Origin of the sequence: Bacillus sp. ATD, assembly GCF_050585765.1 — a bacterium.
GTDB lineage: Bacteria > Bacillota > Bacilli > Bacillales > Bacillaceae > Bacillus > Bacillus stercoris.
This window is the reverse complement of record NZ_JBOBQH010000014.1, coordinates 49,197-59,583: the sequence shown is the minus strand read 5'-3', so window position 1 is coordinate 59,583 and position 10,387 is coordinate 49,197. Positions and strand designations below refer to the sequence as shown.

13 protein-coding genes are annotated in these 10,387 nt (G+C 41.7%); 2 read left to right on the top strand and 11 right to left on the bottom strand.

Annotated features, from left to right (window positions below; all coding sequences use genetic code 11):
- Nucleotides 1–306: 306 nt before the first annotated feature.
- Nucleotides 307–1,071 carry a polysaccharide deacetylase family sporulation protein PdaB gene (gene pdaB / locus ACQXR1_RS21220; protein ID WP_015252978.1) on the top strand — a complete coding sequence of 255 codons (765 nt, stop codon included), beginning with the start codon at nucleotides 307–309 and terminating at the stop codon, nucleotides 1,069–1,071.
- Here pdaB and kbaA read toward each other — a convergent pair whose 3' ends face one another.
- Nucleotides 1,072–1,668 carry a KinB-signaling pathway activation protein gene (kbaA, locus tag ACQXR1_RS21215; protein WP_040081010.1) on the bottom strand — a complete coding sequence of 199 codons (597 nt, stop codon included), beginning with the start codon at nucleotides 1,666–1,668 and terminating at the stop codon, nucleotides 1,072–1,074. It lies immediately after the preceding gene.
- Between the two features lie 109 nt (nucleotides 1,669–1,777).
- Between kbaA and gerD the strand changes: the two genes are divergently transcribed.
- A complete protein-coding gene (gerD, locus tag ACQXR1_RS21210; protein WP_014662546.1) occupies nucleotides 1,778–2,335 on the top strand; it encodes a spore germination lipoprotein GerD in 558 nt (185 codons plus the stop codon).
- A gap of 36 nt (nucleotides 2,336–2,371) precedes the next feature.
- On the opposite strand, the gene salA is transcribed toward gerD, so the two are convergent.
- The 10 genes from salA to ACQXR1_RS21160 form a co-directional block, all read right to left on the bottom strand.
- The gene (salA, locus tag ACQXR1_RS21205) at nucleotides 2,372–3,430 is read right to left on the bottom strand and encodes an iron-sulfur carrier protein/transcriptional regulator SalA (RefSeq protein WP_430772806.1); all 1,059 of its coding nucleotides are present in this window, start codon (nucleotides 3,428–3,430) and stop codon (nucleotides 2,372–2,374) included.
- 94 nt (nucleotides 3,431–3,524) lie between these two features.
- Nucleotides 3,525–4,238 carry an N-acetylmuramoyl-L-alanine amidase CwlD gene (cwlD, locus tag ACQXR1_RS21200; protein ID WP_014662544.1) on the bottom strand — a complete coding sequence of 238 codons (714 nt, stop codon included), beginning with the start codon at nucleotides 4,236–4,238 and terminating at the stop codon, nucleotides 3,525–3,527.
- A 59-nt stretch (nucleotides 4,239–4,297) separates the two neighbouring features.
- Nucleotides 4,298–4,741 carry a YbaK family protein gene (locus ACQXR1_RS21195; RefSeq protein ID WP_430772805.1) on the bottom strand — a complete coding sequence of 148 codons (444 nt, stop codon included), beginning with the start codon at nucleotides 4,739–4,741 and terminating at the stop codon, nucleotides 4,298–4,300.
- A gap of 184 nt (nucleotides 4,742–4,925) precedes the next feature.
- A complete protein-coding gene (locus ACQXR1_RS21190) occupies nucleotides 4,926–5,693 on the bottom strand; it encodes a class I SAM-dependent methyltransferase (RefSeq protein ID WP_430772804.1) in 768 nt (255 codons plus the stop codon).
- Between the two features lie 443 nt (nucleotides 5,694–6,136).
- Nucleotides 6,137–6,529, bottom strand: a complete 393-nt coding sequence (gene rpsI / locus ACQXR1_RS21185; protein ID WP_004399691.1) for a 30S ribosomal protein S9 — start codon at nucleotides 6,527–6,529, stop codon at nucleotides 6,137–6,139.
- Nucleotides 6,530–6,549: 20 nt separating this feature from the next.
- A complete protein-coding gene (rplM, locus tag ACQXR1_RS21180) occupies nucleotides 6,550–6,987 on the bottom strand; it encodes a 50S ribosomal protein L13 (protein ID WP_003241966.1) in 438 nt (145 codons plus the stop codon).
- 161 nt (nucleotides 6,988–7,148) lie between these two features.
- Entirely contained in the window at nucleotides 7,149–7,892 is a 744-nt protein-coding gene (gene truA / locus ACQXR1_RS21175; RefSeq protein WP_430772803.1) for a tRNA pseudouridine(38-40) synthase TruA, read from the bottom strand.
- 9 nt (nucleotides 7,893–7,901) lie between these two features.
- Nucleotides 7,902–8,699, bottom strand: coding sequence for an energy-coupling factor transporter transmembrane component T family protein (locus ACQXR1_RS21170; protein WP_014662540.1), 798 nt, complete (start codon nucleotides 8,697–8,699; stop codon nucleotides 7,902–7,904).
- Complete coding sequence (locus ACQXR1_RS21165; protein WP_014662539.1) at nucleotides 8,696–9,565, bottom strand: energy-coupling factor ABC transporter ATP-binding protein; 870 nt, start codon at nucleotides 9,563–9,565, stop codon at nucleotides 8,696–8,698. The genes ACQXR1_RS21170 and ACQXR1_RS21165 overlap by 4 nt, the downstream gene beginning before the upstream one ends.
- Nucleotides 9,541–10,386, bottom strand: coding sequence for an energy-coupling factor ABC transporter ATP-binding protein (locus ACQXR1_RS21160; RefSeq protein WP_014662538.1), 846 nt, complete (start codon nucleotides 10,384–10,386; stop codon nucleotides 9,541–9,543). Before ACQXR1_RS21160 ends, ACQXR1_RS21165 begins: the two co-directional genes overlap by 25 nt.
- Between the last annotated feature and the right edge of the window lies 1 nt (nucleotide 10,387).

Sequence of the window (10,387 nt, the reverse complement as noted above, 5' to 3'; positions counted from 1 at the left end):
TGAATTAACAGGTACGTTTTGTCTTGTTTAGTTTTCAAAGATCATTATAGCCACTTAACGAAGCAGCTTTATTACTATAACATTTAGCCTCTTTTAAGTCAACAGCTTTTTTCAAAGTATTTAATGAAGCTTTTAGTTGATGTCAGCTGTTTCTCAGCGACGAATAATAATATACCACGGATATTATCAAAAGGTCAACAACCAATTTAGGCTATATGTGAAGAAACATTTTATCGGTTATATTCAATTGGCCATGCTCATAAGATGTAAAACAAGAATGATGGACAAGATAAGGAGGCATCATCAGTGAATCACTTCTATGTGTGGCATATTAAACGGGTGAAACAATTAATTATTATACTTATCGCCGCATTTGCAGCAGCCAGCTTTTTTTATATCCAAAGAGCTGTCCCGCTCCCCGTGTTTTCAACTGACACCGGGCCTAAAGCCATTTATAAAGGAGAAACAGACTCTAAAGATATTTCACTTACTTTCGATATCAGCTGGGGTGATGAGAGAGCAGAACCTATACTTAATACTCTGAAAGCAAACGGGATTAAAAATGCGACGTTTTTCCTTTCAGCTTCTTGGGCAGAACGGCATCCCGACACAGTGGCCCGTATCGTAAAGGATGGCCATCAAATCGGGAGCATGGGCTATGCTTATAAAAACTATGCCAATTTAGAGAGCAGCGAAATAAAAAAGGACATAAATCGCGCGCAAACAGCATTTGAAAAGTTAGGAGTCAAAGACATCCAGCTATTACGACCTCCTACCGGCCAATTCAATAAGAATGTTCTAAAGGTCGCAAAGCAATACAATTATACAGTTGTTCATTACAGTGTGAACTCTCAAGACTGGACAAATCCCGGAGTTGAAAAAATCATCGACAATGTGACCAAGCAAGTGTCCGGGGGAGACATTATTCTTTTACATGCCTCCGATTCGGCAAAACAAACAGAAGAAGCGTTGCCTGATATCATCCATCAGCTGAAAGAAAAAGGATTAAAAAATGTAACCGTGGGTGATCTCATCGCAAATTCTGATGCCAAATCCGCAGAGGTAAAGTAATTACTTCTCTGCAAACTTAGGCAGCATCAACAATTGGAAGGCATTACACGCCATTAACGGAAATAGCATTAAATAAAGCCAGTCCTCATCATTTACTCTTAATGCAGGGAACCATTCTAATGCGGTAATCACAACCATCAAAAACAACGATGACACAAATGTTTTCTTAGAGGACTGCTTTTGCTTTATATAAGCCGTAATCACTCCAAAGATCAATAAAAACACCGGTAACCACGCATAGCCAGCAAGCGATTCTCCGCTTTCTCCAAAAAACAAAAAACGCACGTACATTAAATCAAAAGCAACAAACAGGATGAAAAACAACTGAAGCAAATTCCATAAAGATGAGGATCTTAATATCTCAAGCGCAAACCGATGAACTGTTAAAAACACGAAAAACCCCATTTGGCTGATCACACTGAAAATCATGCCTACACCGATAAACCAAAATAAAACAGAGAAAATCTGCCCCGCTTCAAATGTTAGAAACAGCCCTCTGTATTCTCCCCATTTTAAAGCAAAACCCACAATACTCGTGATAAGCGCTCCGACAGCTAAAATAGAAAAGAAAAAACGAACTAAACCACGGCTTTTCATTTCTTTATTCATCCCCTCAAAAATCGCGAACAGCGATATTTTGTTATGTATAATTCCTAACAGATGAATCATATTAAAGGTAAGACAAGTATGTGAAAGGAGCTTAAGCATGTCAAAAGCCAAAACGCTATTGATAAGCTGTTTTTTGTTATTATCTGTAACAGCTTGCGCTCCAAAAGACCAAGCAGCGGATATGGACTATGATCAGACCAAAAAAATGGTTGTTGATATATTAAAAACTGATGATGGAAAAAAAGCCATTAAGGAATTATTAAATGATGATGCCATGAATGAAGCGCTGGTGATTGACCAAGATGCGATTAAAGGAACAATAGAAAAAACACTCACATCTAAAAAAGGCGAAGAATTTTGGAAAAACATCTTTGAAGACACTGATTTTGCTGAGGGCTTTGCCAAAACTCTTCAGACAGAGCATGAAAAGGTAATTAAAAAGCTGATGAAGGATCCAGATTACCAAAAGATGCTGATGAACGTTATGCAGGATCCTGGTATGGATAAAAAGTACAGTCAGCTGGCAAAAAGCCAAGAATTCCGCAGTTATTTAGAAGAGGTTATTAACGAAACACTTTCTAGTCCGCTTTACAAAAAACAGTTCGAAGATGAACTGAAAAAAGCAGCAAAAGACACTGCCAAAGAAAGTGAATAAAGGGAAAGCCGGGATCTGGAATCCCGGTTCACTTTTTTATACTTGCACTGACATTTTTGCATCTATTTTTTTTGCGATGTCTTGATATATTTCTCCGATGGGATGATTTTCGTCATAAACAGACGGCGCAAATTGGTCCTTATCCCAATCGGGCTGCTTCAATGGGATTCTGCCCAGCAAAGGTACATTTAGTTCCTCAGCCAGTTTATCTCCCCCGCCTTTACCAAAGACATATTCTCTTTCCCCTGTCTTTGCACTTTCATAATAGGCCATGTTCTCTATGACCCCTACGACCTCATGATCGGTTTTAATCGCCATAGAGCCCGCTCTGGCCGCGACAAAAGCAGCTGTCGGATGCGGTGTCGATACAATGATTTCTTTGCAGCTCGGAAGCATTGTATGTACATCGAGAGCAACGTCCCCTGTACCAGGCGGAAGATCAAGAACGATATAGTCTACTTCTCCCCACTCTACTTCGTGGAAAAAGTTATTCAGCATTTTGCCAAGCATCGGCCCTCTCCATACGACCGGAGCATTTTCTTCTACGAAAAAGCCCATTGACATGACCTTTACTCCGAAGCGCTCAACAGGAAGAAGTTTCTCTCCCTCAACCGTTGGACGCACAGTGATACCCATCATATCCGGTACACTGAAGCCATAAATATCCGCATCAATTAAACCGACCTTTTTCCCAAGGCGAGCCAAAGAAATAGCTAGGTTTACTGACACAGTTGATTTGCCTACGCCGCCTTTTCCGCTTGCTACAGCAAGAAAGACTGGCGGGTTATCCATATTTAATAATGTTTTTTTCTCAGCTGACGGCTCTCGGAATTTAGCAACCGTTTCTTCAGGCAGCTCTTCAAATCGAAGGCCGACCGTCTCAGCTCCTGCCCCTTTTAATGCGTTTACGATCTCTTGCTGAATCTGCATTTGTTCTGCAGTTCCTGTTTTTGCAAGAGCGATTTTTACACTGACATGCCGTTTTTCAGGCTTTATTTTAATTTCCTTAACGGCATCCAATTCTCCCAGAGGTCTATGAAGAAAAGGTTCGCGCATTTCTCCGACTAGTTTTCTTACTTCATCTTCTCTTATCATCGAACCTCACCCTTTTGTGTATTCGTTTACAATTATTATTATATCATACATAAATGGCGGGTGTCTTATGCTTAGAACTGCAAGTAAACCCTCCTTACTCCGGAGGGTCTCCTTTTTCTGTGAAATATCGCAAAATGCCTTTATATATGGAAGATGCCACTTTGTCTTGATATTTCGGTTTACCGAGCAGCGTTGCTTCACTTGGATTGGATAAAAATCCGACTTCTATAAGCGCCCCCGGTTTAGTGACGTTTTGCATTAAGTAGATACCATGAATACGCTTTGCTTTCCGGGTCGTGTTTTCAAGGTTTCTTCTCAGCTCATCCTGAATGTATTTTGCGACTTTTTCATTTTCCGCATATTTTCCGTAATAAAAGCTTTGGGCTCCGCTCCATTTTTGCGACGGAATCGCATTGAGATGAATGCTGATATAGAGCTCTGCCTCTGAATGATTTATTAATTTGACCCGCTGTCTTAGGTCTTCCGCTTTTCGTCTGCTATAACCCTTCGTTCCTTCAGGAGCGAGATCAGTATCACTTTCTCTGGTCATGATCACAAGCGCTCCTTGTTCTTGTAGATAATCCCTGACTCTAAACGCGACTTCCAGGGTAACATCCTTCTCTAACAGCTTTCCGCCGACTGCTCCGCCATCAGGCCCGCCATGCCCTGGATCTAGGTAAATGATTTTCCCGCTCAAGGGCAGGCTCCACGGCTTCCAAGAATCGTTATTGCTGAACTGATACTTGAACAGAAATAGTAATACGATGAAGCCTAGCAAAAAACTGAGCCATTTAAGCTTTTTCCTCATCCCTTCCCCTCCCGCTTGTCCGTTATTACATAACTATGGGACAGGGCCGGGAAATATGATTACCGCATGCGAAGCTTACACTGTTTTTCTCTTTGAACAAACCCTGCTGTCCACCAATCTTTAATAAACTTGCGTGCCGCTTCATAAACAGTGTTTTTATCAAATGTTGCGTATTGCTCGTGTATCCAATTATAGAGATAATCAAAAAACTCCATTCGAAGCTCTTCTTCTTCTCTTGCAGAGCGGGCACTGATACTTTGCATGGATTCTCCGTTATAGCCGAATATCCCAAAACGCCCGCCTAACAAATAGGCTTCAATCGCAAAATCAATACAGCCTTCGCTAATTATATCTCGTTCATCATGTAAAAAAGGGAATAATGGTTCCAAACAGTCCTTAACAGACTGGATAATTTGTCTCAGAGAGAGTTCTTTGAGCAAGTTCTTTTCTAATTCAAAATCCTTTTGCCGTTTCACATCCATAAAAGACAGTACTTCTGCCATATAAATTCACTCTCCTTTTACCGATTATTTTGGGGTTTGGATGATGAAACAATGCCAGAATTCGGTTGGAAATTCGCCCAAATGAAGGTGTGAATCGATAAAAAGGCAGCTTTCTGAAGGGGATGGAACAAACGTTCTGTAATTAGTTATAAAAAAAGCAGCCCCTCTGACAGGACGCTGCTTTTCATACTTTCACGCTTCTTGTTGCAGAATATGTATGGATATATTGATCTAACACAAACCCGCCTTTATCTTCATAAAAACCAGTGACGATAAAACCGGCATCTATTTGGCCTTTGATTTGGTCTTCTAAGGAATGGCCGAATTCCAGAGCCTCATTATTATCGATTAGTTTTTTCACTTTATGTTTCGGAAGATCATCTGGGTCAGCATATGGAATGGAGTGCTTTACTTTTAAAATACCTTGCTGTTCTAATTCTACATCAAACAGAAATACGACAGGATTGACAAACCCTGAGATTAGTACGCCATTTCTTTTCAATACACGGTGTGCTTCCATCCAGACCGGGAGGACATTCTCAACAAAAACATTGGCAACAGGATGTACAATGATATCAAATGATTCGTTATTAAATACACTGAGATCATCCATGCTTCCTTTGACAGTGTGTATTGTGAGGCCATCTCGCTCAGCAACCATTCTATCCTGATTCAGCTGTTTTTCGGAGTTATCTAATACGGTGACATCCGCCCCCGCAGCTGCCAAAATTGGACCTTGCTGGCCGCCGCCTGATGCTAAACAGAGTATTTTCAGACCTTTGACAGGCGGAAACCAATCCTTCGGTACATCTTTCATTGGTGTTACTCTTATATCCCAATTGCCTTTTTTCGCTTGTTCGATAACCTGCTGATCAACAGCAACAGTCCATTCATTGCCTGTTTCTACTTTTTTATCCCAGGCTTTGCTATTATGAGCTACTAACGCATTCATGAATCTTCTCCTTACTTTAATGTATAGAGTATAACAAATATTTCTAGATTGATAACGCTTTCCCTTTGCATATTTAGAAAAAAGTTCATAAAAACGCAAAAAAATCACAAAGGAGATATGTGATTTACGTCATTACATTTACACTTACTTCTTTAAATAATGTCAGCTATTGTTCCTCTGGGCTAAGAAATAGATGAGAATCAGCAGTAACTTTAACGGATGAGTGACAGGGATAGAATGGGCTGAGCTGGCGACGTAACGATTATAAACAATGACCACATTTCTAATGATTATGAAATGAAAGATATTATGATTATTACAAGTGAGACCGTTTATAAGCAAGCAATTTGTTTATAAACGTCATTCGTCCATTTTTTGTTGCGGATCTAATAAAAGAAAAAAGCTCCCAACACAAGGTCGAGAGCTTTTTTGAAAACGCAAAATTAACGTTTTGAGAACTGAGGTGCACGACGAGCGCCTTTAAGACCGTATTTTTTACGTTCTTTCATACGAGCGTCACGAGTCAGAAGACCTGCACGTTTAAGAGTTGTACGGTATTCTGGATCTGCTTCAAGCAATGCACGAGCGATACCGTGACGGATTGCTCCAGCTTGACCAGATAAGCCGCCTCCATGTACGTTTACTAAAACATCATAAGTGCCAGCTGTTTCAGTCAAAGTTAATGGTTGTTTGATATCTTCGATTAAAGCTGCAGATGGGATGTGTTCGCTGATTTCACGATTATTAACGACGATACGGCCTTCTCCTGGAACTAAACGCACACGCGCTACAGAGCTTTTACGTCGGCCAGTACCGTAATATTGAACCTGTGCCAAATTGGTAACCTCCTTTTTAATTAACCGCGAAGTTCGTAAACTTCAGGTTTTTGTGCTTCGTGTGGATGCTCAGAACCACGGTATACGTTCAATTTTTTGAACATTTGACGACCTAGAGAACCTTTTGGAAGCATGCCTTTGATAGCAAGCTCAAGCATTTTCTCAGGGTAGTTTGTACGCATTTCAAGAGCAGTTCTTGATTTTAATCCGCCTGGATGTTGAGTGTGACGGTAGTAGATTTTGTCAGTTAACTTTTTACCAGTTAACTCGATTTTTTCAGCGTTGATGATGATCACATGATCTCCAGTATCAACGTGTGGTGTGTAAGTTGGTTTGTGTTTTCCGCGAAGGATAGCTGCAACTTCTGAAGAAAGACGACCTAAAGTCTTGCCAGCAGCATCAACAACTAACCACTTGCGTTCAATAGTACTTGCGTTAGCCATAGGTGTTGTACGCATTGAATTTCCCTCCTAAATGATCTGTCATTTTCAATAAACTTCGATTACGTTCTATTTCACAACACAATAAGTTCCGGGGCTTATCGTGGGGTTGAAATACATACCATATGATATCTTATAACTTTATGCAGACTCTGTCAAGAAAATATTATACACCTGGTTTAGTTGTCATAGTAAACGTTCCATAAATATAGCCCGTGCCCCGGTGCTGTGCGTCCTGCCGCTTCGCGATCCTTCGCTTCCAGCATGGATTTTACATCATCAGGAAAAATTTTTCCAATACCTGCATCAAGCAAAGTACCGACAATAATTCTGACCATATTATATAAGAAACCGCTGCCTGTGATCCGCATTTGCAGGCCGTCATCCGTCTCAGTCCAATCAAGCTCGTAAATCGTTCTTACCTTGTCCTGCACTTCTGTTTTAGCCGCGCAAAAGCTCGTAAAATCATGTGTCCCTATAAGATGCTTTGCCGCTTCTCTCATGTCCTGCACATTAAGGCGATATGAAAAATGGTAAGCGTAATGCCGTTTAAATACGTCCGGGTGTTTCTCCGTGTATACAAAATAGCGATATTCTTTTTTGACTGCGCTAAATCGTGCATGGAACCCATCATCCGCAATTTCTGCCTGTTTGACTGCGATATCGTCCGGAAGCAGTGCATTTAAGGCATAAGGCCATCTTTCCGCCGGGATAGCCAGCGGAGTGTCAAAATGAATCACCTGTCCGGCTGCGTGAACCCCGCTGTCTGTTCTTCCAGACGAAACGACAGGAATTCTTTCTTTTGACTTATGCAGGACAGCCAAAGCCTTCTCAAGTTCATCCTGAACCGTTCTTTTGCCCGGCTGAACCTGATAACCGTTAAACAAATGTCCGTCATAAGAAATCGTGCATTTCAGTCTCATACAGCACCTCTAAGCCCTTAAGAAAAATAACAAAGCAGCTAATATCATCAAGCTGGCAATGACAGAAGTGTCTTTTCCTGTCCATACAAGCTTTCTATATTTCGTACGTCCTTCTCCGCCCTGATAGCCTCTTGCTTCCATTGCCACCGCAAGCTCTTCAGCACGTTTAAAAGCACTGACGAAAAGGGGGACAAGAAGCGGAACAATAGCCTTCACCCTATCTTTAACAGGTCCGCTTGTAAAATCAACGCCTCGCGCCATCTGAGCCTTCATGATCTTATCTGTTTCCTCCATCAGCGTCGGAATAAACCGCAAAGAAATGGACATCATTAGGGCCAGCTCGTGGACAGGAAGCTTTAATTTTTTCAATGGATTCAGCAGCTGCTCCATTCCATCGGTAATCTCAATCGGTGTTGTCGTAAGCGTTAATAAGGTTGTGATTAAAATCAGATAGACGAATCTAAGGGAAATGAATATCCCCTGAACCAGACCGCCCTCATAGACTTTGAAAAAACCTATTTGAAAGATAACCGATCCTTCATGTGTCATAAAAATGTGAAGAAGGAACGTAAAGAGGACAATCCAAATGATAGGCTTCAGCCCTTTCATTAAAAAAGAGAAAGGAACTCTTGTTAAAGAAACGACGCCAACTGTAAACAATCCAAGCAACGCATATGTCTGCACATTATTGGCTAAGAATACGATACAGACAAATAAAAAGATCGTAATAAGCTTTGTTCTGGGGTCAAGCCGGTGCACAAGTGAGGAGCCCGGTACATACTTGCCGATAATCATGCTGTCCATCATAAGGTCTTCTCCCCCTGAAAAAGAGCACGGATTTCAGCTGCGGCATCTTCTATTGTGAGCATAGGCTCATTAAATTTCACACCCAGTGCAGCTTCAAGATGTCTTTGAAATTTTATCGTTTCAGGAAGATCCAGCCCCCAGCCAGCCATCTCTTCACCCTTTAAAAACAGTTCACGCGGACTGCCTGATGCTTGTATCGTTCCTTTATGCATAACAATCATTTCATCAGCGTAGGCAGCTGCATCCTCCATGCTGTGTGTCACAAGGATCGTCGTCAGGTTCCCACGTTGATGAAGCTCATAAAACATGTCCATAATCTCTTTTCGCCCTCTTGGGTCCAATCCTGCAGTCGGTTCATCCAGAACAAGCACCTCAGGATCCATTGCAAGTACGCCTGCAATTGCAACTCTGCGCATTTGTCCGCCGCTTAATTCAAAAGGGGATCTGTCCAGAAGCTCTTCTGATAAACCTACAAGCTTCAGCATCTCCCTCGCTTTTTGTTCAGCATCCTCTTTTTTAACCCCAAAGTTCATCGGTCCGAACGATATATCTTTAAGAACTGTTTCTTCGAATAATTGATGCTCAGGAAATTGGAAAACGATTCCGACTTTTTTACGAAGTTTTTTCAGCTCTTTATTCTTTTTCCCTGCCTGAATGACAGTGCTGCCTAGTGATAGCTGTCCCTTCGTCGGCTTCAGGAGACCATTTAAGTGCTGAAGAAGAGTGGACTTGCCAGAGCCTGTATGTCCGATAACGGCTACGTAGCTTCCTTCTTTAATCGATGCAGTGATATCATACAGTGCCAGGCGCTCGAACGGCGTCTTCATCTGATAGCGATGCTCTACATCTTTGATTGTAATGTCCATAGCTCTTTCACCAGCCCTTCCTGAGTCAAATGGTTTTCTTCCAAAGCCAGTCCATTTTCTCTTAAAAGCTGGCTAAGCTGGAATGAGAAGGGTAAATCAAGCCCGATTTGAACAAGTTCTTTATTCAATTTAAAAATCTCTTCAGGCGGCCCTTCAGCATATTTTTTACCGCCATTCATGACAATGATCCTGTCTGCTTTTGCTGCCTCATTCAGATCATGTGTAATGGATATGACAGTCGCCATGCCCTGTTCTTTTAAATGTCTTACCGTTTCAAGCACTTCTTCTCGCCCGATCGGATCAAGCATGGATGTTGCTTCATCTAAGATAATAATATCAGGACGTGCGGCAATAACTCCCGCAATCGCAACTCTCTGCTTTTGGCCTCCGGAGAGATGGTGCGGCTCTTGATCGAGAAAATCTTGCATATTTACCTGTTTTACTGCCCAGTCTACTCTCTCAATCATTTCTTCCCGCGGTACACCATTGTTTTCTAAACCAAAAGCCACATCATCGCGAACAGTCGTTCCGACAAATTGGTTATCCGGATTTTGAAAGACCATACCTATCTTCTTACGCACTTCCCAAACTGATTCCTCTGTCAATTGAATCCCGGCAACCTCAATGTCGCCTGATTCAGGAAGAATTAAACCATTCAATGCCCGTGCCAGTGTTGATTTCCCTGAACCGTTATGACCTACAATTGCAAGCCATTCACCCTCATACACCTGCAGGGAGACGCCGTCTAGTGCTCGTCTTTCTGCGTCCTTCCGATATCGAAATACGATATCCTCTACCGATATCAACTGATTCTGATTCATG

What these genes read in the sequence shown, in the direction of transcription:
- ACQXR1_RS21195 (WP_430772805.1), bottom strand. Translation starts at nt 4,741, where the DNA reads ATGGCAGAAGTACTGTCTTTTATGGATGTGAAACGGCAAAAGGATTTT.
- truA (WP_430772803.1), bottom strand. Translation starts at nt 7,892, where the DNA reads ATGAGACTGAAATGCACGATTTCTTATGACGGACATTTGTTTAACGGT.
- rplM (WP_003241966.1), bottom strand. Translation starts at nt 6,987, where the DNA reads ATGCGTACAACACCTATGGCTAACGCAAGTACTATTGAACGCAAGTGG.
- cwlD (WP_014662544.1), bottom strand. Translation starts at nt 4,238, where the DNA reads ATGAGGAAAAAGCTTAAATGGCTCAGTTTTTTGCTAGGCTTCATCGTA.
- salA (WP_430772806.1), bottom strand. Translation starts at nt 3,430, where the DNA reads ATGATAAGAGAAGATGAAGTAAGAAAACTAGTCGGAGAAATGCGCGAA.
- ACQXR1_RS21160 (WP_014662538.1), bottom strand. Translation starts at nt 10,386, where the DNA reads ATGAATCAGAATCAGTTGATATCGGTAGAGGATATCGTATTTCGATAT.
- gerD (WP_014662546.1), top strand. Translation starts at nt 1,778, where the DNA reads ATGTCAAAAGCCAAAACGCTATTGATAAGCTGTTTTTTGTTATTATCT.
- ACQXR1_RS21190 (WP_430772804.1), bottom strand. Translation starts at nt 5,693, where the DNA reads ATGAATGCGTTAGTAGCTCATAATAGCAAAGCCTGGGATAAAAAAGTA.
- ACQXR1_RS21170 (WP_014662540.1), bottom strand. Translation starts at nt 8,699, where the DNA reads ATGATGGACAGCATGATTATCGGCAAGTATGTACCGGGCTCCTCACTT.
- kbaA (WP_040081010.1), bottom strand. Translation starts at nt 1,668, where the DNA reads ATGAAAAGCCGTGGTTTAGTTCGTTTTTTCTTTTCTATTTTAGCTGTC.
- ACQXR1_RS21165 (WP_014662539.1), bottom strand. Translation starts at nt 9,565, where the DNA reads ATGGACATTACAATCAAAGATGTAGAGCATCGCTATCAGATGAAGACG.